The sequence below is a fragment of the Streptomyces sp. HUAS YS2 genome (assembly GCF_033343995.1).
GTDB classification, from domain to species: domain Bacteria; phylum Actinomycetota; class Actinomycetes; order Streptomycetales; family Streptomycetaceae; genus Streptomyces; species Streptomyces solicathayae.
In genome coordinates, this window is the sequence record NZ_CP137573.1 from 5988910 (window position 1) to 6013192 (window position 24283).

24 protein-coding genes are annotated in these 24283 nt (G+C 73.3%); 18 read left to right on the forward strand and 6 right to left on the reverse strand.

Annotated elements, in window-relative coordinates; all coding sequences use genetic code 11:
- Window positions 1-55: 55 nt before the first annotated feature.
- Window positions 56-796, reverse strand: a complete 741-nt coding sequence (locus R2D22_RS27750; protein WP_318107418.1) for a class I SAM-dependent methyltransferase — start codon at window positions 794-796, stop codon at window positions 56-58.
- Between the two features lie 309 nt (window positions 797-1105).
- Here R2D22_RS27750 and R2D22_RS27755 point away from each other — a divergent pair, with 309 nt between their 5' ends.
- Together R2D22_RS27755 and R2D22_RS27760 are read left to right on the forward strand one after the other, a co-directional pair.
- Entirely contained in the window at window positions 1106-2077 is a 972-nt protein-coding gene (locus tag R2D22_RS27755; RefSeq protein WP_318107419.1) for an AraC-like ligand-binding domain-containing protein, read from the forward strand.
- Window positions 2078-2225: 148 nt separating this feature from the next.
- Window positions 2226-2642 carry a hypothetical protein gene (locus R2D22_RS27760; protein ID WP_318107420.1) on the forward strand — a complete coding sequence of 139 codons (417 nt, stop codon included), beginning with the start codon at window positions 2226-2228 and terminating at the stop codon, window positions 2640-2642.
- A 51-nt stretch (window positions 2643-2693) separates the two neighbouring features.
- Here R2D22_RS27760 and R2D22_RS27765 read toward each other — a convergent pair whose 3' ends face one another.
- The gene (locus R2D22_RS27765) at window positions 2694-3161 is read right to left on the reverse strand and encodes a MarR family transcriptional regulator (RefSeq protein ID WP_318107421.1); all 468 of its coding nucleotides are present in this window, start codon (window positions 3159-3161) and stop codon (window positions 2694-2696) included.
- Window positions 3162-3276: 115 nt separating this feature from the next.
- Between R2D22_RS27765 and R2D22_RS27770 the strand changes: the two genes are divergently transcribed.
- From R2D22_RS27770 to R2D22_RS27800, 7 genes are all read left to right on the forward strand, one after another.
- Window positions 3277-4677, forward strand: coding sequence for an MFS transporter (locus R2D22_RS27770; RefSeq protein ID WP_318107422.1), 1401 nt, complete (start codon window positions 3277-3279; stop codon window positions 4675-4677).
- A 121-nt stretch (window positions 4678-4798) separates the two neighbouring features.
- Window positions 4799-5581, forward strand: a complete 783-nt coding sequence (locus tag R2D22_RS27775) for a 2-keto-4-pentenoate hydratase (RefSeq protein ID WP_318107423.1) — start codon at window positions 4799-4801, stop codon at window positions 5579-5581.
- A 7-nt stretch (window positions 5582-5588) separates the two neighbouring features.
- A complete protein-coding gene (locus R2D22_RS27780) occupies window positions 5589-6482 on the forward strand; it encodes an acetaldehyde dehydrogenase (acetylating) (RefSeq protein ID WP_318107424.1) in 894 nt (297 codons plus the stop codon).
- Entirely contained in the window at window positions 6479-7519 is a 1041-nt protein-coding gene (gene dmpG / locus R2D22_RS27785; RefSeq protein WP_318107425.1) for a 4-hydroxy-2-oxovalerate aldolase, read from the forward strand. The genes R2D22_RS27780 and dmpG overlap by 4 nt, the downstream gene beginning before the upstream one ends.
- Window positions 7516-8670, forward strand: coding sequence for a 3-ketosteroid-9-alpha-monooxygenase, oxygenase component (locus R2D22_RS27790; protein ID WP_318107426.1), 1155 nt, complete (start codon window positions 7516-7518; stop codon window positions 8668-8670). Before dmpG ends, R2D22_RS27790 begins: the two co-directional genes overlap by 4 nt.
- Window positions 8670-8900 carry a hypothetical protein gene (locus R2D22_RS27795; protein ID WP_318107427.1) on the forward strand — a complete coding sequence of 77 codons (231 nt, stop codon included), beginning with the start codon at window positions 8670-8672 and terminating at the stop codon, window positions 8898-8900. The genes R2D22_RS27790 and R2D22_RS27795 overlap by 1 nt, the downstream gene beginning before the upstream one ends.
- On the forward strand, window positions 8890-9897 hold the full coding sequence (locus R2D22_RS27800) for a ferredoxin--NADP reductase (protein WP_318107428.1): 1008 nt from the start codon (window positions 8890-8892) through the stop codon (window positions 9895-9897). The genes R2D22_RS27795 and R2D22_RS27800 overlap by 11 nt, the downstream gene beginning before the upstream one ends.
- Before the next feature lie 527 nt (window positions 9898-10424).
- Here the strand turns inward: R2D22_RS27800 and R2D22_RS27805 are convergent.
- Entirely contained in the window at window positions 10425-11303 is an 879-nt protein-coding gene (locus R2D22_RS27805; protein ID WP_318107429.1) for an IclR family transcriptional regulator, read from the reverse strand.
- 312 nt (window positions 11304-11615) lie between these two features.
- Here R2D22_RS27805 and hsaA point away from each other — a divergent pair, with 312 nt between their 5' ends.
- The 5 genes from hsaA to R2D22_RS27830 are packed head-to-tail and all read left to right on the forward strand — an operon-like array spanning window position 11616 to window position 16723.
- Window positions 11616-12791, forward strand: a complete 1176-nt coding sequence (gene hsaA, locus R2D22_RS27810) for a 3-hydroxy-9,10-secoandrosta-1,3,5(10)-triene-9,17-dione monooxygenase oxygenase subunit (RefSeq protein WP_318107430.1) — start codon at window positions 11616-11618, stop codon at window positions 12789-12791.
- Window positions 12791-13651 carry a 4,5:9,10-diseco-3-hydroxy-5,9,17-trioxoandrosta-1(10),2-diene-4-oate hydrolase gene (gene hsaD / locus R2D22_RS27815; RefSeq protein ID WP_318107431.1) on the forward strand — a complete coding sequence of 287 codons (861 nt, stop codon included), beginning with the start codon at window positions 12791-12793 and terminating at the stop codon, window positions 13649-13651. Before hsaA ends, hsaD begins: the two co-directional genes overlap by 1 nt.
- Window positions 13652-13695: 44 nt before the next feature.
- The gene (locus tag R2D22_RS27820) at window positions 13696-14592 is read left to right on the forward strand and encodes a VOC family protein (RefSeq protein ID WP_318107432.1); all 897 of its coding nucleotides are present in this window, start codon (window positions 13696-13698) and stop codon (window positions 14590-14592) included.
- Window positions 14593-14603: 11 nt separating this feature from the next.
- Window positions 14604-15065, forward strand: a complete 462-nt coding sequence (locus R2D22_RS27825; protein WP_318107433.1) for a flavin reductase family protein — start codon at window positions 14604-14606, stop codon at window positions 15063-15065.
- Window positions 15062-16723, forward strand: a complete 1662-nt coding sequence (locus R2D22_RS27830) for an FAD-dependent oxidoreductase (RefSeq protein ID WP_318107434.1) — start codon at window positions 15062-15064, stop codon at window positions 16721-16723. The genes R2D22_RS27825 and R2D22_RS27830 overlap by 4 nt, the downstream gene beginning before the upstream one ends.
- A 9-nt stretch (window positions 16724-16732) precedes the next feature.
- On the opposite strand, the gene R2D22_RS27835 is transcribed toward R2D22_RS27830, so the two are convergent.
- Window positions 16733-18190 (reverse strand): HEAT repeat domain-containing protein, encoded by a 1458-nt coding sequence (locus tag R2D22_RS27835; protein WP_318107435.1) that lies wholly within the window; start codon window positions 18188-18190, stop codon window positions 16733-16735.
- Between the two features lie 56 nt (window positions 18191-18246).
- On the reverse strand, window positions 18247-19125 hold the full coding sequence (locus R2D22_RS27840; protein ID WP_318107436.1) for a hypothetical protein: 879 nt from the start codon (window positions 19123-19125) through the stop codon (window positions 18247-18249).
- A gap of 198 nt (window positions 19126-19323) precedes the next feature.
- Here R2D22_RS27840 and R2D22_RS27845 point away from each other — a divergent pair, with 198 nt between their 5' ends.
- Window positions 19324-20091, forward strand: a complete 768-nt coding sequence (locus R2D22_RS27845) for a S1 family peptidase (RefSeq protein ID WP_318110017.1) — start codon at window positions 19324-19326, stop codon at window positions 20089-20091.
- A 47-nt stretch (window positions 20092-20138) separates the two neighbouring features.
- Here R2D22_RS27845 and R2D22_RS27850 read toward each other — a convergent pair whose 3' ends face one another.
- Entirely contained in the window at window positions 20139-21920 is a 1782-nt protein-coding gene (locus R2D22_RS27850; RefSeq protein WP_318107437.1) for a glycoside hydrolase family 35 protein, read from the reverse strand.
- Window positions 21921-22002: 82 nt separating this feature from the next.
- On the opposite strand from R2D22_RS27850, the gene R2D22_RS27855 reads away from it, so the two are divergent.
- From R2D22_RS27855 to R2D22_RS27865, 3 genes are read left to right on the forward strand one after another with little or no spacing between them, the layout of a single operon-like run.
- Window positions 22003-22881 carry a helix-turn-helix domain-containing protein gene (locus tag R2D22_RS27855; RefSeq protein WP_318107438.1) on the forward strand — a complete coding sequence of 293 codons (879 nt, stop codon included), beginning with the start codon at window positions 22003-22005 and terminating at the stop codon, window positions 22879-22881.
- Between the two features lie 20 nt (window positions 22882-22901).
- Window positions 22902-23237 (forward strand): chorismate mutase, encoded by a 336-nt coding sequence (locus R2D22_RS27860; protein ID WP_318107439.1) that lies wholly within the window; start codon window positions 22902-22904, stop codon window positions 23235-23237.
- The gene (locus R2D22_RS27865) at window positions 23237-24217 is read left to right on the forward strand and encodes an asparaginase (protein ID WP_318107440.1); all 981 of its coding nucleotides are present in this window, start codon (window positions 23237-23239) and stop codon (window positions 24215-24217) included. The genes R2D22_RS27860 and R2D22_RS27865 overlap by 1 nt, the downstream gene beginning before the upstream one ends.
- Window positions 24218-24283 lie beyond the last annotated feature (66 nt).

Genomic DNA, 24283 nt, shown 5'->3' on the forward strand with positions numbered 1-24283 from the left:
GGCGGGCCGCCGGCCCGCCGCGCCGGGCGCCCGCCCGCCCCCGTCGCGTCTGCCGTCAGGCGCGGCAGTGGAGCATTTCGAGGGGTGGGTTGGTATGGAAGTCCGCCCAGAAGTCCGGGCCGAACTCGCGCAGGCCCGCCTCCGAGACCGTCAGGGGGACCCAGGTCAGGTCGGTGAACCCGGCAGCCCGCAGGCTCTCCTCGTAGACCTCGCGGCGCGGGCGGTTGGCTACGAAGGAGACCGGCGGGTCGAGCAGGGCCGTGATCCGGACCTGCGGCCCGGTCTCGCCCTCCTCGCCGGTGAGCTCGCTGAGGAAGCCGTACTTCTCCGGCGTCGGCCCGTCGAAGCGGAAGTCGGGCGACTGGTTGAGCACGAAGAAGTCGGCGCCGGGCTTCAGGCTCCGGTGCACGTTGCGGCACATCCGCTCCGTCGTGGCGACGTCGCTCGCGTAGCTGAGCAGCTGCACCGCCAGGCCGATGTCGAAACGCTCCTCGAAGGACCGCAGTTCGGCCACATCGCCCACCTCGTAGCGCACACCCAGCGGATCGTTCTTCTCCAACTGCTGTGCCACCGCGACCATTTCGCCGGAGATGTCGATGCCCAGCACCTCGGTGGCGCCGCGCCGCCGGAACTCCCGGCTGTAGAACCCGGTTCCGGACGCCAGGTCGAGGACCGACCTGCCCCGCACGTCCCCCACCATCGCCAGGAAGCTGGGCACCACCGCGTACTGCTCCAACGGGAGGGCCTTGAAGCCCTCGTACGCCTCGCCGATCTCGTCGTACTGCTGCACACTCATCGTGCCGTCCTCCCCTGTGGCTGGTCACGTACCGGACCACGGCCCCCCCGAAGCCCGGGGCATGCCGCGGCCTCTGGTTCGGCAGTCTGCCCAAACCCGGACGGCCGTTCGTACTGGCGGAACCCACAAGAATCCGGACACCGTCCCGGTCGCCCGTACGAGCGGGAGGGGCTCGGGCGCTGCCTCGGCCCGTCCTTTCGCCGGCTCGTCGGCGAACACCGCAACGGACCGGGCCCGCCTGGGACAGCATGCGTCCTGACACTGAATCGCCGTCACGGGCGAGGCACGGGGGAACGCATGGGGGATCGCATGGGGCTGCTGGTTGCGTCGGATGACGTCGGGGCGGACGAGGAGCGCTTCGATTGGTTCTGCAAGACGGTGAACGACGAGGTGATGCCCGTCATGCTCAGCACCCGGCATCCGGACGCCTTCCGGGCGAGCATCACGGACCTGGATCTGGGGGTGGTGCGGCTGACCGCTGTGGCCTGCTCGCCGGTGGACTCGCGCCGCACCGCGACGCACGTCCGGCGTGGCGATCCCGAGCACGTACAGCTGGCGCTCCTCACCCAGGGCGCTCTCGTGATCTCTCAGCGGGGCAACGAATCGGCGGTCACGGGGGGACTCGTGCTCACCGACACCTCACGGCCCAGCGAGGGGGCATGCACCGGCGGGCGGATCGAGTCGGTCCTCCTGCGGATCCCCCGTCAGGACCTGACGCTGAGCGCTGACCGGGTGGACAAGCTCCTCGCGCAGAACCTGGCCGCTGACGCGGGCTCGGGGGCCGTCCTCGCCGACTTCCTGAAGTCGCTGGTCACCCACGGCCCGCACTGCCGCCCGGAGGAACTGTGCGCGATGGGGACCGTCGCCCTCGACCTGGCCACCGCGTTTCTCGCGCGCCGGCTCGGTGACCCCGGTCTGGCGCCTGTCGAGGCCCGAGCGCGGGAGACACTGCACCGGATCCACCGCTTCGTCGAGAACAATCTCGGCGACCCCGGCCTGACTCCGCAGCTGATCGCCGACCGGCACAACATGTCCCTGCGGCGTCTCCACGCCCTCTTCGGCGACCAGCCCCTGACCGTCTCGGCACACATCCGCCACAGCCGCCTCGAACACGCCCGGATCGACCTCGCATCGGCGGATCCGAGGAGTCGGTCCGTCCAGACGATCGCGGCCCGCTGGGGCTTCTCCAGCGCCACCGGGTTCAGCCGGGCGTTCCGCGCCGCCTACGGCATCACCCCGTCCGAACACCGCGCGAACTCCCGTGCCACTCACGGCACTTAGAGCACACAAACCCAGCACGCCCTGCACACTGCCGGGCGCCGCCCAGCCCTAGATTCTCCGCTGAAGAGAGCACCACAGCGTGAGTTGCGGCGGCTGCTCATGGCGTGCGTGCCGATGGGTTGACCATTCATCGAAGGGGAGACATCGCATGTCTGGACTGTTCGGCAAGGTGGCGGCCGTGGCGGCCGCGGCGACGGCGGTCGTGACGCTGGCGGGGGCGCCCGCGAGCGCGGCGGAGAACGCGTACAACACGCGGAGTGTGTGGCTGGACGGCGACCCGATCGAGACCGACGCCGAGGCGTGCACCAGCAGGAGCATCTACCTGGCCAGCGGTTGGTACACGTGGACGCAGATCTTCGGGGCCGCCCGCACGCCGTCCCGCGATCTCTACCTGGCCGCGGGCACCTACACGTGGACCGACTGCATCAAGCCCCACAGCGGGTCCTACGAGCAGAAGTCCAGCCTGTACCAGCCCGGTTACCAGCCGGCGTACCTCAACGACCCGAAGTTCACCGCGACGCGGGCCACGTACACCTTCGGCTCGGAGCTCGACCCGCACTTCTGATCGACCCCCGGGGTGACACACCCGGGTCCGCCGAGGCGGCGAGCCCAGGCCCTACTCGGCCAGGCGCTTCGCCGCCTCGCGCTGGCGCGCGGTCGCGCCGGTGAGGAAGCGGGTGACCGTCTCCAGCTCCTCCGTCGTGAACTCCTCGTAGAGTTCGTACACTTCGCGGGCCCAGTCCTCGAAGAGCGGGGCGAGCTCGGCGAGTTTCTCGGGGCGCGGTTCGACGAGCACCCGGCGCTTGTCCGTCGGGTGCTTCACCCTGCGCACGAAGCCCTTGCGTTCGAGCCGGTCGACGAGCCCGGTCACCGAGGCGGGCGCGAGGCCCGAGTGCTCGGCCAGCTCCTTCGCCGTGAGCGCGCCGTGCCGCTCGAGCAGGTCGAGCGTCTTGGTCTCGGTGGCGCCCAGGTCCTGCTTCGCCGCGACCGCCGTGTGGAAGGCGACGGAGGCGGCGCTCGAGTCGCGGCCGGCCTCGGTGAGGGCGGCGATCACCTCGGCGCGGCGGGAGTTCTGCTCGCTCATGGAGGCAGCTTCTCATAAATATTTCGTTCGGTAGAACGAAAGGGTTGCGATCACGCGTGCCCGTGTGTCAGCTTTTATTTCGTTAGGGCGAACGAAATAAAAGAGGGGTCACGCCATGAGCGCAGCAACCGGCACCACCACCGCGCACGGCGCGGGCGGTGTCGCAGTCGTCCACCCGCGCCGCTGGGCCGCCGCCGTCGTGATGATGATCGCCGCGCTGATGGACCTGGTCGACGTCACCATCGTCAACGTCGCCCTGCCCTCCATCGGGCAGGACCTCGGCGCGTCGGACAGCGCGCTGCAGTGGACGGTCTCCGCGTACCTGCTCGGCTTCGCGGCGACCCTGATCGTCGCAGGACACCTCGGCGACCGGTACGGCCGCAAGGCGATGTTCCTCGCCGGGACCGCCGGCTTCGGACTCGCGAGCCTCGCGTGCGGCGTCGCGCAGACGCCCGGACAGTTGATCGCGGCGCGCGCGGTGCAGGGCGTGGCCGCGGCGGTCCTGATGCCCCAGGTCCTCGGCTCGTTCCACAGTCTCTTCCGGGAGGGCAGAGAACGGGGGAAGGTGTTCGGACTGTACGGGGCGGTGGCCGGCTTCGCCTCGGCGCTCGGACTGCTGCTCGGCGGACTGCTCACGGACGCGGACCTGTTCGGGCTCGGGTGGCGCGCCGTCTTCCTCGTGAACGTCCCCGTCGCGATGCTGACCCTGGCCGCCGCGGTCGTCCTCGTACCGGCGACCCGCGAACGGTCCGCCGCGCGGCCCGACGTGCCCGGCAGCCTGGTGCTCGCGGGCGGTCTCGTCGCGATCGTGCTGCCGCTGGTGCAGGGCCGCGAGTACGACTGGCCGGCGTGGGGCTGGGCGCTGATGGGCGCCGGGCTGCTCGCGATCGCCGCGCTGGCGCGGCGCGGGACGCTGCTGCCGGCACGGATCCTCCGGGTCCGGGCGTTCTCGCTCGGGCTGGCGGTGCAACTGCTGTTCGCGCTCGGGATGCAGGGGTTCTTCCTCGTGTACGCGATCTGGCTGCAGGGCCGGCAGGGGTACGCGCCGCTGGAGGCGGGCGTCCTGATGCTGGCGTTCTCGGCCGGCGGATTCCTGACCGCGCCGGCCGCGGACCCGCTGGCGGAACGGCTGGGCCGGATCGTCCCGGTCGCGGGCGCGGTGGCGATGGCGGGCGGCTACGGCTGGGTGTGGGTGGCGATGGACGGCGGGGCGGCGGTGCACACGGGAGCCTGGCCGATGGTGCCGGGTCTGGTCGTCGCCGGAGCGGGACTGGGGCTGCTGGTGGTGCCGCTGGTGAACATCGTCCTGTCGACCGCGCCGAGCGAACTGGCGGGCGGGGCGTCCGGCATCTTCTCGACGGCCCAGCAGTTCGGCGGGGCGCTGGGGGCGGCGGTGGTCGGCACGGCGTTCTTCTCGGCGGGCTCGGTGGACGACGCGATGCCGTGGGTCGTCGCCTCGTACGCGGCGGCGGCGCTCCTCGCCCTGGCCCTTCCCCACCGGGCACCCCGCCCCTGACGGCAAGGCCCCCGGGGGCTCCGCCCCCGAACCGGGGCCTCCACGGCCCCGCCTCCCCGCATTCCCGCACAGTGGGAATGCGGGCTCCCCCGTCTCCGGGGCGCCCGCCTAGCCTCGCCGCATGCTCACACCTGAAGCGCTTCGCGAGGCCGCCGGACTGCTGGCGCGGGCCGAGCTCGGGCGGGTGCCCGTGGCGCCGTTGGCGGAGCGGTGTCCGGGGATCGACGTCGAGGACGCGTACCGGATCCAGCTGCTCAACATCGACGCCCGGATCGCCGCCGGAGCCCGTGTCGTCGGGCACAAGGTCGGCCTGTCCTCGCCCGTCATGCAGCGCATGATGGGCGTCCACGAGCCCGACTACGGTCACCTCCTGGACGACATGGCCCTCGACCCGTCCACCCCCGTCGACCTCTCCCGCTACTGCGCCCCGCGCGTCGAGGTCGAGGTCGGGTTCGTGCTCGGCGACGACCTGCCGGGGGCCGACTGCACCGTCGCCGACGTCCTTGCCGCCACCGAACGCGTCGTCCCCGCACTGGAGTTGATCGACAGCCGGATCGCCGACTGGCGCATCGGCATCGCCGACACCATCGCCGACAACGCCTCCTCCGCCGGCTTCGCCACCGGAGACGGCGTCGATCCCCGAGAGCTGGACCTCACCGCCATCGACGCCGTGCTGCACCGCGACGGCCTGCCCGTCGCCGACGGCCGCTCGGACGCCGTCCTCGGCGACCCCGCCGTCGCCGTCGCCTGGCTCGCCCGTACCGTCGCCCGCTTCGACGTGCCGCTGAAGAAGGGTCACCTCGTCCTGCCGGGGTCCTGCACCCGCGCCGTCGACGTCGTCGCCGGGTCCACGTACACCGCCGAGTTCCGCGGGCTCGGATCCGTCTCCCTCTCCTTCCAGTGAGGCCACGATGACCACGCTCACCGCCGCCGTCGTCGGCTCCGGCAACATCGGAACCGACCTGCTGTACAAGCTGCTCCGCTCCCCGCACATCGAGCCCCGCTGGATGGTCGGCGTCGACCCGGACAGCGAGGGGCTCGCCCGGGCCCGCAAGCTCGGCCTCGAGACCCGCGCCGACGGGGTCGACGGACTCCTCGCCGGGTCCGAGCTGCCCGACCTCGTCTTCGAGGCCACCTCCGCGTACGTGCACCGCGCCAACGCCCCGCGCTACGCCGAACTCGGCATCACCGCGATCGACCTCACCCCGGCCGCCGTCGGCCCCGCCGTCGTCCCGCCGGCCAACCTGACCGAGCATCTCGACGCCGCCAACGTCAACATGATCACCTGCGGCGGTCAGGCCACCATCCCCATGGTGTACGCCGTCTCCCGCGTCGTCCCCGTGGCCTACGCCGAGATCGTCGCGTCCGTCGCCTCCGTCTCGGCCGGCCCCGGAACCCGCGCCAACATCGACGAGTTCACCCGGACCACCTCCCGCGGCATCGAGACCATCGGCGGCGCCGGACGCGGCAAGGCGATCATCATCCTCAACCCCGCCGACCCGCCGGTCATCATGCGCGACACCGTGTTCTGCGCGATCCCGGAGGACGCCGACCGGGAGGCGATCGCCGCCTCCGTCAAGCAGGTCGCCGAGGACGTCGCGGCGTACGTGCCCGGCTACCGGCTGCGCTCCGAGCCGCAGTTCGACGACCCGTCCGACGCCAACGGAGGCATGGCCCGGGTCGCGATCTTCCTGGAGGTCGAGGGTGCGGGCGACTACCTCCCGCCGTACGCCGGAAACCTCGACATCATGACCGCCGCCGCCACCAAGGTCGGCGAGGAGTTCGCCAAGAGGGGCCAGCGATGACGTACGACATCCGGATCACCGACTCGTCCCTCCGCGACGGCTCGCACGCCAAGCGCCACCAGTTCACCGCCGAGGACGTCAGCTCCGTCGTCGCCGCGCTCGACGACGCGGGCGTGCCCGTCATCGAGGTCACCCACGGCGACGGGCTCGGCGGCTCCTCCTTCACCTACGGCTTCTCCCGCACCCCCGAGCAGGAGCTGATCAAGGCCGCCGTCGAGACCGCCCGCCGGGCGAAGATCGCGTTCCTGATGCTGCCCGGGCTCGGCGTCAAGGACGACATCCGCGCCGCGCACGCGAACGGCGCGCAGATCTGCCGGATTGCCACCCACTGCACCGAGGCCGACATCTCCGTCCAGCACTTCGGGCTGGCCCGCGAGATGGGCCTGGAGACCGTCGGCTTCCTGATGATGTCGCACTCCACCACCCCCGAGAACCTCGCCCGCCAGGGCCGGATCATGGCCGACGCCGGCTGCCAGTGCGTGTACGTCGTCGACTCCGCCGGCGCCCTGGTCATGGACGAGACCGCCGACCGGGTCGCCGCCCTCGTCGCCGAACTCGGCGACGACGCCCAGGTCGGCTTCCACGGCCACGAGAACCTCGCCCTCGGCACCGGCAACTCGATCGCCGCCATCAAGGCGGGCGCCCTGCAGATCGACGGCTCGACCCGCCGCCTCGGCGCGGGCGCCGGCAACACCGCCGTCGAGGCGCTCGTCGCCGTCTGCCACAAGATGGGCATCCGCACCGGCATCGACGTACTGAAGATCATCGACGCGGCCGAGGACGTCGTCCGGCCCGTCATGGACGAGGAGTGCCGGCTCGACCGGCTCGCCCTGCTCATGGGCCACGCCGGCGTCTACTCCAGCTTCCTCAAGCACGCCTACCGGCAGGCCGAGCGGTACGGCGTCCCCGGCGCCGAGATCCTGCTCCGGGCCGGCGAACGCCGCCTGGTCGGCGGCCAGGAGGACCAGCTCATCGACATCGCCCTCGAACTCGTCAGGGAGCAGGGCGCCGTGAAGGAGAAGGAGAACGCGCGATGACCGCCATCGACGAAGGACCCCGCGTCATCGACGCCGGCACCCCGCCCACCCGGTTCGCCCGCGGCTGGCACTGCCTCGGCCTCGCCGAGGAGTTCAAGGACGGGAAGCCGCACGAGATCGAGGCGTTCGGCACCAAGCTCGTCGTCTTCCAGGGCGAGGACGACGGGATGCTCCACGTCCTCAACGCCTACTGCCCGCACATGGGCGGCAACCTCGCCCACGGCACGATCAAGGGCGACGCGGTCGCCTGCCCGTTCCACGACTGGCGCTGGTCCGGCGACGGCCGCTGCGCCGGCATCCCGTACGCCCGGCGCGTCCCACCGCGCGCCCGCACCCGCGCCTGGACCACCCTGGAGCGCAACCGGCAGCTCTTCGTCTGGCACGACCCCGAGGGCAACCCGCCCCCGCCCGAGGTCACCATCCCCGAGATCGAGGGTCTCGAGAGCGGCGAGTGGTCCGCCTGGTCCTGGAACGCCGCCCGCGTGGACGGCTCCCACTGCCGCGAGATCGTCGACAACATCGTCGACATGGCGCACTTCTACTACGTGCACTACGCGTTCCCGACGTACTTCAAGAACGTCTTCGACGGCCATGTCGCCACCCAGTACCTGGAGTCCACGCCGCGCGAGGACATGGACCTCGGCAACCTCAGCGCCCCGCTGCGCTCCGACGCGTCCTACTACGGCCCGTCCTACATGATCGACCGGGTCTGGTCGGACATCGGCGGCGGCGTGGAGATGGAGAGCGTCCTCATCAACTGCCACTACCCGGTGGACGCGAACAGCTTCGTCCTGCTCTACGGCACGACCGTGCGCAAGCTGCCCGGCATGACCGACGAGCAGGCCGACGACGCCGCGAAGCTGTTCACCTCCGGCCTCGCCGTCGGCTTCGAGCAGGACATCGAGGTCTGGCGGAACAAGACCCGGATCGACAACCCGCTCCTCAGCGAGGAGGACGGGCCGGTCTACCAGCTCCGCCGCTGGTACGAGCAGTTCTACGTCGACACCGCCGACGTCAAGGACGAGATGGTGCGCCGCTTCGAGTTCGAGATCGACACGACGCGGGCCAACGAGGCCTGGCGCGCCGAGGTCGCCGGGAACATCGCCAGGCGGGCGCAGGAGCAGGCAGAGGCACCGGAGCAGGAGGCCTGATGCGCGCCGTGGAGTGCGGGGCCTGCGGCAACCAGGTGCTGTGCGAGAAGTTCAGCCCCGCGCACACCGCCGTGCAGTGGACGGAGGAGGCCGCGGCGGTCTGCCCGAGCATCGCCGAGCGGGTCGCGGCCGGCGAGCCGTCGGCCCGGGTCCGGGTCTGCGCCGCGCTCCGCGACAGCATCGACGCCGCCGTCGCGGCGGGCGACCTGGAGGTGACGGGTGCCTGGTAGCCGTACGGTCCGGGTGGTGGAGGCGGTCCGCGAGACCGCCGACGCCGTCTCGCTGGTCCTCGACGCCGGCGGCGCCGAACTCCCGTACCGACCCGGTCAGTTCCTGACGGTACGGATTCCCGGCCGCGGCGCCCGCTGCTACTCGCTGGCCAGCTCCCCGCACACCGGGGAGCCGCCGCGGATCACCGTCAAGCGGGTGCCCGGCGGGGTCGGGTCGGGCTGGATGTGCGACGAGGTGGCGGTCGGCGACGAGCTGGAGGTGCTGCCGCCGGCCGGCACCTTCGGTCCCGCCGACCTCGACCGCGACCTGCTCCTGGTGGCGGGCGGCAGCGGCATCACGCCGGTGGTGTCGGTTGCCAAGTCGGCGCTGGCGGCGGGGCGGGCGCGGGTGGCCCTCGTGTACGCGAACCGCGACGAGCCGGCCGTCATCTTCCGCGACGAGCTGCGCGAGCTGGCCGAGGACTACCCGAGCCGCTTCACGCTGATCCACTGGCTGGAGTCGCTGCAGGGCCTGCCCACCGCCGACGCGCTCACCGCGACCGTCGCGCCGTACGCGGCCCGCGACACCTACCTGTGCGGGCCGGGCCCGCTGATGGACGCGGCGGAGGCGGCGGTACGGGCCACCGGCGGACGCACCGTCCGCCGCGAGCGGTACTTCTCCCTCGCCGACGACGTCTTCGACCGGCCGGCAGCCGCCGACACGCCGTCCGAGGACGCGCCCGCCTACACGGCCCGGGTCGTCCTGGACGGCGACGTCCACGCGATCCCCGGCGGTCGGGACGTCCCGCTCCTCGACGCCCTCCTCAAGGCCGGCGTCGACGCGCCGTACTCCTGCCGCGAGGGCGCCTGCGCGGCCTGCACCTGCCGGATCGTCGCGGGAGAGGTGAAGCTGCTGCGCAACGAGGTCCTGACGGACGCCGACCTCGCAGACGGCTACACCCTGGCCTGCCAGGCCGTCCCACTGAGCGACCACGTCGAGGTCACGTACGACGAGTGAGCGGCCGGACGCCGAACCGCCCGGACGACGCACGCGCGGCCCGGGCACCTGCTCCGCCCCGGTGGTCGGCCGTGCTGCGGCCGGCGGAGGGGCGGACGGCAGAGCGCCCCGCGACGAGCGGGTGCCGGCCCGTGCCGGTTCGGCTTCGGTGCCTCGGGCTCGGTGGTCGCCCGTGCTGCGGGCAGCGGAGGGGTGGACGTCGGAACCCCCGGGCGACGCGCGGGAGCCGGCCGGCGCCGGTTCGGCTTCGGTGGCTCCGGACCGGTGATCGGCCGTCCTGCGGCCGGCGCGCGGTGGGCCGCTGCTGCGGCTCCGATCGGGGCTGGCCCCGCGGCCCCGACCCTGGCCATGGCCTCCGGCCCCGACTCCGACCCCGGCCTCCAGCCCCGGCCCGGCCTCCAGCGCCCGGCCCGGCCTCCAGCCCCGGCCCGGCCTTCGGCCCCGGCCCGGCCCTTGGCCTCGGCCCGGCGCTCGGCCCCGGCCCGGCCCCCGGCCGGGATCCGCTCAGGCCGCCTTCCCGGCGCTCGCTACATCCACTCGCTGGTCCACAGCCAGCCCATCATCGTGTCCATCTCCTGCTCCGACATGTCCGGGGCGGGGAGCGACTCGGTGGGTGTCGGTCTGCGGGGTGGGCGGGTGGGGCCGAACAGGTCCTGCCAGACGGCGCGGGCGCAGGCCCGCACGGCGGGGGCGAGGCGTTCGAGCTCGCGGTGCGCGCCCCGGCCCGACACCGACACCGCGGCGATCGCCCGGCCCGCGCCGCGCAGCGGGGCCGCCACGCAGGACACCCCGCGGAAGGTCTCCTCCTCGTCGAAGGCCACGCCCCGGTCCCGGACCGCGGCCAGGCGCGAGCGGAGCTGCGCCGGCTGGACGACCGTACGGGGCGTGTGCGCCCGCAGTCGCGCCGCCAGGACCGACTCGACGACCCCCGGGTCCCCGAAGGCGAGCAGCGCCTTGCCGGCCGCCGTGGAGTGCGCGGGCATCCGCCCGCCGACCCGGGACGGGACGGCGGTGTCGGCGGAACCGCCGATCCGTTCCAGGCAGACGATCTCGGCGCCGTCGAGCACGTACAGGTGCACCAGGTGGCCGGTCGACTCGTGCAGCGCGTGCAGGCGCGGGAGCGCGGCCTGTCGCAGCCGGTTGTGGTGCGCGGCGAGCGCGCCGAGCTCCAGCATCCGCATGCCCATGCGGTAGTCCCGGCCCTCCCGGTCGAGCCAGCGCAGCTGGACCAGCTGGTCCAGGATGCGGTGCGCGGAGGAGCGGGGGAGGCCGGAGCGGCGGATCACCTCGGTGAGCGAGAGACGCGGCTCGGGCCCGTCGAAGGCGGCCAGCACCCGCGCCGCCTTCTCCAGGAGGGACGGGGCTGCCGTAGCGGGTGCCGGTACGCCGACGAGCTCAGCGGTCATGGACGTCTCCCCAGGTGACAGAGCGCCGCCGCGCCATCGCGACGTGTTTCCGTGACGTTTCGCAGACCCTGCCACGCCCGCCCGGCCGGCGGGAAGACACCTGCGCCACTTATTTCTAATAGAAACACCTGAAGATGTGTCATCTTCACCGTCCGCCGAACCGTCCGCCGAACCGTCCGCCGACCCGTCCCCCGGACCCACGCCCGGTCCGACGGGTTCCCGCTCAGCGGGAACCCCGTATGTCGGTCCGGAACACCTCGGGCGTACGGTCCAGCCACTTCCACTCCCCTTTCGAAGTAGAGAGGACACGCGATGAGCGACGCCACCGGAGCCGTCCTCGAGGCCGTCCGGGCCCTCGCCCCGGTCCTGCGCGAGCGGGCCGCCGAGGCCGAGGCCGCCCGAAAGGTCCCCGAGGCATCCATCGAGGACCTCGCCGGGACCGGCTTCTTCCAGCTGCTCCAGCCGCGCGCCTACGGCGGATTCGCCGCCGACCCCGCCGTGTTCTACACCGCCGTCAAGGAGATCGCGAAGGCCTGCGGCTCCACCGGCTGGGTCGCCTCCGTCGTCGGCGTCCACCCCTGGCACGTCGCCCTGTACGAGGCGAAGGCCCAGGAGGAGGTGTGGGGCGCCGACCCGGCCGCCCGGATCTGCTCCTCGTACGCGCCGACCGGCAAGGTCACCCCCGTCGACGGCGGCTTCGTCCTCGACGGCCGCTGGCACTTCTCCTCCGGCTGCGACCACACCGACTGGGCGCTGCTCGGCGGACTGGTCACCGACGCCGACGGCCGGCCCGTCGACATGCGCACCTTCCTCGTGCCGCGCGCCGAGTACCGGATCGACGATGTCTGGGACACCGTCGGCCTGCGCGGCTCCGGCTCCAACGACATCGTCTGTGAAGGCGTGTTCGTGCCCGAGCACCGGGCGCTCAGCTTCGGACCGGTCACCGCGCTCGACACGCCCGGCCAGCAGGTCAACCCCGAGCCGCTGTACCGCCTCCCGTACGCCTCGGTGTTCACCACCACCATCTCCACCCCGATCGTCAGCATCGCCGAGGGCGCCCACGAGGCGTACGCCGCCGCCACCCGCGAGCGGTTCCGCGTCTCGTACGGCCAGCAGGTCGCCCAGGACCCCTTCGCGCAGGTACGGATCGCCCGCGCCGCGAGCGACATCGACGCCGCCTGGCTCCAGCTCACCCGGAACATCGGTGAGTTGTACGAACTGGCCGGTCGCGGCGAGCCGCTCCCGATGGCGCTGCGCGCCCGGACCCGGCGCGACCAGGTGCTGGCCACCGAACGGGCCGTCGCCGCCGTCGACCTGCTGATGGAGAACGCCGGCGGCAGCGCGATGCGCACCGGCCCCAACCCCGTCCAGCGCGCCTGGCGCGACGTGCACACCGGCCGCGGTCACGCCGCCAACGACCCGGAACGAGCCCTCGCGCTCTACGGCCAGGCGGTGCTCGGTCTCGACATCCAGGACACGATGCTGTGATGAGCCTCGACTACGCGAACACCTCCCGCACCGCCAAGACCGCCGCCGGCCTCACCCTCCACTACCACGAGGCGGGCCCGGCCGACGCCCCCGTCGTGATCATGCTGCACGGCGGCGGCCCCGGCGCCTCCGCCTGGTCCAACTTCGGCGCCAACCTGCCCGTCTTCGCCGAGCACTTCCGCACCCTGCTGATCGACCAGCCCTGCTTCGGCCGCTCCGACAAGCCCGAACTCGACCGCGACTACTTCTCCTTCAGCGCCGCCGCGGTTGCCGGCCTGCTCGGCGAACTCGGCATCGAGAAGGCCCACTTCATCGGCAACTCGCTGGGCGGCGGCACCGCCGTCCGGATCGCCCTCGACCATCAGCACCTGGTCGACAAGCTGCTCCTGATGGGCCCCGGCGGGATCTCCGTCAACCTGTTCTCGGCCGACCCCACCGCGGGCATCAAGCAGCTCTTCGCCTTCAACTCCGCGCCCGAGCCCACCCGGGAGCTCATGCGGGCGTTCCTGCTGACCATGGCGTACGACCCGGCGATCGTCACCGACGCCTTCGTCGAGGAGCGCTACACCCAGGCCGTCGACCCGGACGCCCGCCTCGGCAGCGCCCGGATGGGCGCGGCGTTCGCCAACCCGGCCTGGCAGCAGGACACCATGCTCTGGCGCGAGGCCCACCGCATCACCCGGCCCACCCTGCTCACGTGGGGTCGCGAGGACCGCGTCAACCCGCTCGACGGCGCGCTCCTCGCGCTCAAGGCCATCCCCGACGCCCGGCTGCACGTCTTCCCGCACTGCGGCCACTGGGCGCAGACCGAGGCGTTCGACGCGTTCAACCGCCTCGCCCTGGACTTCTTCTCGCACTGACTCGCGCCTTCCGCGCGAACCGACCTGAACTGAGGACCCCCGCCATGGACATCCGCTCGCTCGGCTACCTCCGCATCGAGACCGCCAAGCTCGCCGACTGGCGCACCTACGCCCTCGACATCCTCGGCATGGTCGAGGGCGAGGGCTCGGACGACACCGTCCTGCACGCCCGCATCGACGACCGGATCCGCCGTTTCTCCTTCGTCGCCGGCGAGACCGACCGGCTTCTCGCGGCCGGCTTCGAGGTGCCGAACGCCCGCGCCCTGACCGAGGCCGCCGAGGAACTGGAGGCCCACGGCTTCCCCGTGAAGCACGCCGACGAGGCCACCCTCGCCGAGCGCCGCGTCCAGGGCCTCGTCCATGTCGAGGACCCTGCCGGCAACCCCCTGGAGATCTACTGGGGCCAGGCCCAGGACCACACCCCGCTCGGCACCCCGTACGGCAACCGCTTCGTCACCGGCGACCACCTCGGCCTCGGCCACGTCGTCCTGCCCGCCCCGGACATGGAGGCCGCCGTCTCCTTCTACGAGCACCTGCTCGGCTTCCAGCTCCGCGACCGGATGAAGCTGCCGCCGGTCGCCGTGCCCACCGGCGCGCCCGGCCACGACTTCTACTGGATGAACTTCCTCAGCCCCAACGCCCGCCACCACAGCGTCGGCCTCTACCCCGGCGCCCTGCCGCCCGGCATCGTCCACTTCATGGTCGAGACGGACTCCCTCGACGCCGTCGGCTACTGCCTGGACCGGATGAACGCGGCCGGCATCCCGATCGCCTCCACGCTCGGCCGGCACTCCAACGACCACATGGTCTCGTTCTACGCCCAGGGCCCCGGCGGCTTCCAGGTCGAGTACGGCTGGGACGGGCTGATCGTCGACCCGGCCACCTGGACCACGAAGGAGATCACCTCCGACAGCCTGTGGGGCCACCAGTGGAACGGCTGACCGATCGTCAGATGAAGCACGTCCTGGGCCACTTCGCCAGCGGCGTGACGGTCGTCGCCGCCGCCGGCGAGGACGGCCGGCCTGCGGGCCTGGCCGTGCAGTCCTTCGCCTCGCTCTCCCTCGCCCCGCCGCTCGTCCTGCTCTGCGTCGGGAAGAACTCCACCAGCTGGCCGAAGGTCGAGCGCGTCGGCCGGTTCGGGGTCTCGATCCTCGCCGAGGACCAGCGTGAGGTCTGTGCGGCGCTCGGCCGCCCCGGGCCCGGCAAGTTCGACGGCCTCGACTGGACGGCCACCGAGGACGGCGCCGTCCACATCGACGGCGCCCTCGCCACCCTCGACTGCGCGGTCCACGCCGTCCACGAGGCCGGCGACCACCTCGTCGTCACGGCCAGGGTGCACGCCCTCGACGCCCGCGAGGACGGCACGCCGCTGGTCTTCTACCGCAGCGACTACGCAACGGGGGTCTTCTCGTGACCGAGCACGTGACCGAACACGACTACGACGTCGTGGTCGTCGGCTCCGGCGCCGCCGGATTCGCCGCCGCGATCACCGCGCGGCTGCGCGGACTGACCGCCCTGGTCGTCGAGAAGACCGACCGGTACGGCGGCTCCTCCGCCCTGTCCGGCGGCGCGATCTGGGTCCCCGGCAACCTGCACCTCGACGCGGCCGGACTCGGCGACACGTACGAGAAGGCCCGCGCCTACCTCGACGCGACCGTCGGCGACCGGGTTCCGGCGGAGCGCAAGGACGCGTATCTGCGCCACGGGCCGCGCATGGTCCGGGAGTTCCACGAGCGCACCGAGGTCCGCTTCATGTACACCCCGGGCTACTCGGACTACTTCCCCGAGGCGCTCGGCGGCATGGCGCAGGGCCGCTCCATCGAACCCCAGATCATGGACCTCAAGCGGCTCGGCCCGCACGCGGCCACGATGCGCCGGGCCGGACTGCCCACGTACGGGCTGACCATGACGTCGTACGACTTCCGGTTCCTCAACATGGTCGGCCGCACCTGGGCCGGGAAGCGGCGGGCGCTGCGGGTCGGCCTGCGGGCCGTCGGGGCGCTCGCCGGCCGGCGCAAGCTGCTCTCGCTCGGCGAGGCGCTGATCGCACGGATGCGGTACTCGCTGGACCGGCTCGGCGGCGACCTGTGGCTGTCGGCGCCGGTGGCGGAACTGCTGACGGAGGACGGCCGGGTCACCGGAGTACGGCTCGATGACGGCCGGACCGTACGGGCCAGGAGCGGCGTCGTCCTCGCCTCCGGCGGCTTCTCGCACGACCAGGAGCTGCGCGAGAAGCACCTGCCCGCGCCCACCTCCACCGCCTGGACGCACGCCTCCGAGGGCCAGACCGGCGACGCGCTGCGGCTCGGCGAGGAACTGGGCGCGGCGACCGACCTGCTCGACAAGGTGTGGGGCGCGCCGTCGGTCTGCCCGCCCGGCGAGAAGCCGTTCTTCCTGGTCGCCGACCGGGGCATCCCCGGCATGGTGATCGTGAACGCGGCGGGGGAGCGGTACGCCAACGAGGCGGCGCCGTACCACGAGTTCGTGGACCGGATGTACGCCTGCGACCGGCCGGAGGCGACGACCGTTCCGTCCTGGCTGATCCTCGACGCCCGCTCGAAGGCCCGCTACATCTTCGCGGGCCTGTTCCCCGGGCAGCCGTTCCCGAAGGGCTGGAAGGACTTCGTGGTCGAGGCGGACACGCTCGCGGACCTGTCCCGCCGTATCGACGCCCCGGGCCTGGAGGCGGCGATCTCCCGCTTCAACGGCTTCGCCGAGGCGGGCAGGGACGAGGACTTCGGCCGCGGCGACTCGGTCTACGACCGCTACTACGGCGACCCGACGCTCAAGAACCCGAACCTCGCCCCGCTCGACAAGGGCCCGTTCTACGCGATCCCGGTCCACCCCGGCGACATCGGCACCAAGGGTGGCCTGGTCACCGACCCGGACGCCCGAGTCCTCCGCGAGGACGGCACCCCGATCCCCGGCCTGTACGCCGCCGGCAACTGCTCGGCGGCCGTCATGGGCGAGACGTACCCGGGCCCGGGCGCCACGATCGGCCCGGCGATGGCCTTCGCGTGGGCCGCGGTGAACACGATGGCGGAGGAACGCGACGCCGAGGCCGCCGGCTGACGCACGCCGTCACCTCGGCGTGGTCCACTCCAGGCGGGTGCGCAGGCGCGGGTCCTGGATGAATTCCAGGGCCGCCAGGGCCGTGTCGCGGGCGGCGCTCTCCGGGGGTTCGGTCGAAAGGAGCCGGACCAGGGTGTCTACCGCTCGGGGGTCCTGGCGGATCGCCAGGCCCCGGGCGGCCTCCGCCGCCGTGTCCTGATCGGGGTCCGCGAGGCGCGCCGCGAGCGCCTCGCGGACCGCCGCCGCGTCCCCCGGCACCTCCGCGAGCGCGAGCGTCGCCCAGTCCCGTACCCCCGAGTCCGCGTCGCGGCTCAGCGCCACCAGCGCGTCCACCGCGCGGGCGTCGCCCTCCGGCACCAGGCCGGTCACCGCCACCGCGACCCGGCGGCGCACCTCCGGGTCCGGATGGCCCGCGTGCCGCAGGATCTCCGGCAGCGCGGCCGGGTCCCCGAACTGGCCGAGCCCCGCCACCACCGCCTCCACCAGCGCACCGTCCCGTGCCTCCCGGGACAGCTCCCGCAGCAGCGGCAGCGACCGCGGCGCGAACTCCCGCAACTGGCCCAGCACGCTCGCCCCGAACGCCTGCCGCAGCTCGTCCCCGGCCGCCCCGCAGTACGCGGCCGCCGCCCGGAACGTCTCCTCGTCGCCGCGCCGCCACAGCGCCGCCACCGACTCCGTCCAGTCGTCCAGCTCGGGGTCCCCGCAGCGCAGCGCCCGCTCCGCCAGCTCCTCGAACGACGTCCGCAGCCCCAGCTCGCCCTCCAGGAGCGTGACGATCGCCGCGTGCCCGGTCTGCTGCTCGTTGCCCGGCCCCGGCGTGCCGTCCTCCCGCAGCAGCTCGACCACGACCGTGATCCCCCCGTCCTCCGGGATCCGTCGTACGACCGGTTCGTACTCCGTCCCGTACGTCTCCGTCAGCGACCGCAGCAGCCCCGCCTCGACGTCCGCGCCGAGCCATCCCCGCGCCTCGCGCAGCGCGTCCTCCACCGGCCCCGCGCCGAAGCCGAGCAGCGCCCGCACGCAGCCCGCCGAGCCGCGGCGGGCCGCCGCGATCAGCGGCGGCAGCCCGTCCGGCCCCGGCAGGTACGGGTCCGCGCCGTGCTCCAGGAGGGCCTGGACGGTGTCCGTGTGGCCCTGCCGGACCGCCCACGCCATCGCCGTGAAGCCGAACTCCTCCTGCCGGTCGGCCAGCGCGCCCGCCGCGAGGAGCGCCCGCACCACCTCGGTGTGCCCGCCGCACGCCGCCCCGCACAGCGGCAGGTCCGCGGCGTCCGGCCCGCTGCCGCGCTCCGGGTCGGCCCCCGCGGCCAGTAGGCTCCGGACCGCGCCCGGACGGTTCGCCACCGACGCCAGATAGAGGAGGGTCCCGCCGTCCTCGTCGGCCGTCTCGGCGGAGGCTCCCGCGCGCAGCAGCCGGACGAGGGCGTCGTCGTCCCCCGCGTGCACCGCCTCGAACAGATCGTCCATACACCGACCATCCCCCGCAAAGCCCCCCGGCGCCAAATCCGCGCGACGGACCCGCGTTACGGCTCGCAGTCCAGGACCGTCCCGCAGAGCCCGCACCGCGCCCGGATCCGCCGCCCCGTCGCCGGCACGCGGATCCGCTGATGGCAGGTCGGGCAGGGGAACGAGACCCGCAGCGAGCCCCCCGCGCCCTCGAAGGCGTACGGCGCGTCCGGCCCCGCCCGCCCGAGCCGGCGCTCCTTCACGTACCGGTGCCGGCGCGCCCAGCCCGCCCCGGCCAGCGGCGGCCTGCGCGCCTCGCGCAGCGCCCGCTCGCGGCCCCGCCCGTACGCCTCGTACGCCTGCGGGCTGGTGAACCAGGGGGAGGGGTCCTCGTCGAAGACCAGGGCCCGCAGTGCCAGTACGTACCCGAACTCCTCCGGCGTCAGATAGCCGAGCTTCTGGCTCGACATCCCGTCCTCGCGGAACGCGTCGAGCAACAGCCAGCCCGCGCCGAGGTACGTCGTCACCGTGTCGGTGAGCAGCTCGTTGTCCCGGTGGCCGGGGAAGCCGAGGTCGAGCCGGTGCAGCAGCACATGGGTGATCTCGTGGGCGAGCGCCGCGCCGATGTCCCGGCGGTGCCGCCGGAAGCGGTCGTTGAGCTCGACGAAGTACTCCGGGCCCGCCTCCAGTTCGACGGCCGCCGCGTGCTCCATCTCCCGGAAGCTCACGACCATCCGCGCCTCCGGCAGCCGCAGGTGCCGCACCAGCGTCCTTGCCACCCGTTGGGCCCCGAGGTGGAGGTCCTCGTCGTCGCCGAGGGCGATGTCCGCGGGGGCGACGCTGGCCGTGTAGGTCAGTACACCGTCGGCCGACAGGCGCCGGTAGAGCGCGGTGATCGCGCGGTGCACCGTGTCGAGGTGCGGGAAACCGTGTACGACTTCGCTACCGTTCGCCACGATCGGTACCCCCTCCGCGTGTCCACGCACCCTCAACTCTACGTGCGCCCCCGCACGTCCTCGTGGCCGAAAAGGCGGTCTTGTGAGCCCCGTACGCCGGTCCCGACAATCGGACCGCGCCTTGACGGGCTCATGCCATGTCGTTGAGGCGCGCGTCTGGAACAACCCCCCACGAAAGGCAGTCAGTTGAAGAACACACTGGTGCGTTTCCTGCAGAGAGCGGTCGCGGCCGGCGCCGTCGTCCTCGCCGCGGTCAGCCTCCAGCCCACCTCCACCGCCACCGCCGGGACCATGCCGGTCGTCGGCGGCACCCGCGCCGCCCAGGGCGAGTTCCCCTGGATGGTCCGGCTCTCCATGGGCTGCGGCGGCTCGCTGATCACCCCGCAGGTCGTCCTCACCGCCGCGCACTGCGTGAGCGGCTCCGGCAACAACACGAGCATCACCGCGACCGCGGGCGTCGTCGACCTGCAGAGCAGCAGCGCGATCAAGGTCAAGTCGACCAAGGTCTACCAGGCCCCCGGCTACAACGGGACGGGCAAGGACTGGGCCCTGATCAAGCTCGCCTCGCCGATCACCTCACTGCCCAACCTCAAGATCGCCGAGACGACCGCGTACAACAGCGGCACGTTCACGGTCGCCGGCTGGGGCGCCACCCGCGAGGGCGGCAGCCAGCAGCGGTACCTGCGCAAGGCCACCGTGCCGTTCGTCTCCGACGCCGAGTGCAAGAGCGCCTACAGCGAGCTCGTCGCCGGCGAGGAGATCTGCGCCGGCTACAACGAGGGCGGCGTCGACACCTGTCAGGGCGACTCCGGCGGCCCCATGTTCCGCCGCGACAACGCAGGCGCCTGGACCCAGGTCGGCATCGTGAGCTGGGGCTACGGCTGCGCCCGGGCCGGGTACCCCGGTGTCTACACCGAGGTCTCCACCTTCGCCTCCGCCATCAAGTCGGCGGCGGCGAGCCTGTAACACGACGCACTTCCCGGGGGCGGGCCGACGGCCCGCCCCCGGGCCGTTCACGCCAGCTCCACCCGCTCGCCCGCCGGGCCCTCCAGCTCCAGCACCCACACCTCGTTCGGGCCCTCCCGCAGCACCGGCCCGGGCACGAACAGCGACTCCTGCGGGCCCACCGACCAGTACCGCCCCAGGCAGAAGCCGTTCACCCACGCGAACCCGCGGCCCCACCCCGGCAGCGCGAGCGCCGCGTCACCGGCACCCGCGACGTCCAGCACCACCCGGTACAGCCCCGGCCCGCCGCCGACGCCGCCACCGGGCCCCGGCCCACGCCCCGGCTCCGGCTCCAGCTCCGCGAACGGCACCTTCCCGACCGCCTCCGCCGTGAACGCGTCGAGCCGCAGCCCCCGCGCCCGCACCCCGTGCAGGTACTGCCGCTCGTGCCGCAGCCCGCCCGCGATCCCCTTCGGCTCCGCCTGCCGCGGCCCGTAGTTGACCCGGCCCAGCGACTCCACCCACAGCTCCACCACCGCGGGCCCGGCCACCGGCTCCGGCAGCACCGCGTCCTCCTCGTCGAGCACCCCCGCCCGGACCCCGTCCACGTACACCACCGCCCGGTCCCGCAGCCCCGCCACCGCCAGCGCGTACGGCTGCCGCGGCCCCGGCACCTCCACCCGGTAGCGCACCAGGCCCCGGTCCACGCCCAGCTCCTCGAACGACAGCGGCAGCGGCGCCACCCGCTCCTCGTCGCCCAGCACCTCCAGCACCTCCGCCGCCGCGGCCCACCCGGCCGGCACCGCCGACACCGGCGCACCCAGCCGCGCCGGCGGCTCCGGCACCTCGGGCAACGGTCCGTCCGCGTACGCCGCGAGCACCTCGCGGAACCGCCAGAACTTCTCCGTCGGCCGCCCCCGCTCGTCGATCGGCGCGTCGTAGTCGTACGAGGTCACCGTCGCCCGCAGCGCCCCCTCGTGCAGCTCACCGTCCCGGTTCGCCCCCGCCCAGCCGCCGAAGCTCGTCCCGCCGTGCGCCATGAAGACGTTCACCGACGCCCCGCACTCCAGGATCTCCCGCAGCGCCCCGGCCGCGTCCGCCGCGTCCCGCACCGCGTGCTCCGTGCCCCAGTGGTCGAACCAGCCGCACCAGAACTCCATGCACATCAGCGGCCCGCGCGGCTGGTGGCGGCGCAGCGCCGCGAACGCCTCCCGCGCGCCCGAGCCGAAGTTCGCCGTCGCCAGCACCCCCGGCACCGAACCCCCCGACAGCATGTGGTCCTCTGGCCCGTCCGAGGTGAACAGCGGCACCGTCACCCCGCACTGCGCCAGCAGGTCCGCGAGACGCCGCAGATACCCCCGGTCGGTGCCGTAGCTGCCGTACTCGTTCTCCACCTGCACCATCACCACCGGACCGCCCCGGTCGACCTGCCGCTCCACCACCTGCGGCAGCAGCCGCCGGAACCAGCCCTCCACGGGCCCCACGAACTCCGGATCGTCCGTCCGCACCCGCCGCCCCAGCGGCCCGGTCAGCCAGTGCGGCAGCCCGCCGTTCTCCCACTCCGCGCAGATGTACGGCCCCGGCCGCACGATCGCCCACAGTCCGGCCCGCTCCACCGCGTCCAGGAACCTGCCGAGCGCGTCCACGTCCCCGTACCGGCCGGGCTCCGGCTCGTACAGGTTCCACGGCACGTACGTCTCCACGCAGTTGAGCCCCATCGCGCGGAGCATCCCCAACCGGTGCTCCCACTGGCCCTCGTGCACCCGGAAGTAGTGCAGCGCCCCCGACAGCAACCGCACCGGCCGCCCGTCCAGCAGAAAGTCCGTGTCACCCACGGCGAACTCGCTCATGGGCCCACCTTCACCCTCTGGCGAAGGACGGGTCCATGGACAAAGATCGTCGCTGTTTGGACGTACGAGGAGGCGGCGCCGGATGTACCACACCTGGATGCGTTACTTCACGCCCAGCCCGGTCCACCACCGCCTCGGCCTGGTCTGCCTCGGCGTCGGCCTCCAGCACGGCGCCCTGCCCACCGTCGGCCCGCGCACCCTCGACCACCACGTCGCCGTCGTCGTCAGCGCCGGCAGCGGCTGGTACCGCGGCCCCGACGGCCGGCGCACCACCGTCACCGCCCCCGCGCTGATCTGGCTCACCCCCGGCGTCCCGCACCACTACTCCGCCGACCCCGGCGCCGGCTGGGACGAGGCCTTCGTCGACTTCGCCGGACCGGCCACCACCACCTACACCGAACTCGGCTACATCGAACCCGACCGCCCCGTCGTCCCCCTCTCCGACGCCGCCGGCGCACGCAGCGCCATCGGCCGGATCGCCAGGGCCGCCCGGCGCGGCAACCCGCTCCTGGAGGTCGAGACCGGCGCCGCCGTCCACGAACTCCTCGTCGCGCTGCGCCGCGCCCGCGCCGACACCAACGCCGAGGGCGACCCCGTCCTCACCGCCCTCGCCCGCGACGCCTTCCAGTCCCTGTCCGTCGCCGAACACGCCGCCCGGCACGGCATGACCCCCGCCGAGCTGCGCACCGCCGTCCGGCGCGCCGCCGGCTGTAGCCCCAAGGACTACCTGCTGACCATCCGGCTCGGCCGCGCCAAGGAACTCCTCGCCGCCACCGAACTGCCCGTCGCCGCCGTCGCCCGCCGGGTCGGCTACGACGACCCGGCGTACTTCTCCCGGCTGTTCACCCGAAGAGTGGGCACCGCGCCCGTCCGCTTCCGTGAGCAGCAGGGACGCGCCGTGCCCGGCGGCTGGAGCGACCGGATCCCGGATCCCGAACACCCTCCGACGATCGCCGGATGATCGGGCTAGGCTCGCTGCCCATGAGCGACATCGACGAATCCGTACGGGCCGAGCTGACCCGGCTGCGCGAGAGCATCGACAACATCGACGCGGCGGTCGTCCACATGCTCGCCGAGCGCTTCAAGTGCACGCAGCAGGTTGGCGTCCTCAAGGCCCAGCACCAGCTGCCGCCGGCCGACCCGGCGCGCGAGGCCCGGCAGATCACCCGGCTGCGGGAGCTCGCCGAGAGCGCCAAGCTCGACCCGGCGTTCGCGGAGAAGCTGCTGAACTTCATCATCGCCGAGGTCATCCGGCACCACGAGACCATCGCCGACACGGCGGAGGCATCCGCCGCCGGCACGGAGGGAACACGCTGATGGGACGCGTCACCGTCTTCACGCTCGGGGGGACCATCTCGGCACTGGGCGGTGACGCGAGCCGGCTGACCGGCGCCGAGGTCGTCGGCGGCGCCGGCGTCGACGTCGACGTCCGCGACTTCCGCCGCCTGCCCAGCTCGTCGCTGACCCTGGCGGACCTGCACGCACTGGCCGACGAGGTACGGGCGACGGTCGCCGCCGGATCGGGCGTCGTCGTGGTCCAGGGCACCGACACCCTGGAGGAGACCGCCTTCCTCCTCGACCTCCTGTGCGAGACGCGCGAGCCGATCGCGGTCACCGGCGCGATGCGCCGCCCCGACCTGCCCGGCGCGGACGGCCCCGCCAACATCGCCGCCGCGGTCGCGGTCGCCGCGGACCCGCGCTGCCGCGACCTCGGCGTACTCGTCGTCCTCGCCGACGAGATCCACGCAGCCCGGCACGTCCGCAAGACCCACACCACCTCCGTGGCCACCTTCGCCTCGCCCGGTGCCGGCCCCCTCGGACACGTCGTCGAGGGCGTCCCACGGCTTTTGCTGCGGCCCGCCGCCCCGGCCACGACCCGCCCGCTGACCCTCGACCCGGACGTACGGGTCGCCCTGGTCACCCTGTCCCTCGGCGACCGCGGCGAACTCCTCGACGCCGTCGACGACCGCTTCGACGGCCTCGTCGTCGCCGCCTTCGGCGCCGGCCACGTCCCGACCTGGCTCGTCGAGCCGCTGGAGGCACTCGCCACCCGCATCCCCGTCGTCCTGGCCTCCCGCACCGGAGCCGGCGCGACGCTCTCCCAGACCTACCGCGGCCCCGGCTCCGAGTACGACATGCTCCACCGCGGCCTCGTCCCGGCCGGCCCCCTCGACCCGGCCAAAGCCCGGCTGCTCCTCCAGGCGCTGCTCTCCAGCGGCGCCAAGGGACCCGCCGGCTACGACCGCCCCGGCATCACCGCCGCCTTCACCCACCTCACGGGCACGGGCCTTGCCTGAGCGCCTGACCGCGCCTCGGCCCGGGGGCGCGCGGCGCGACGACAGGGCGCGCGGACACCACCGGAC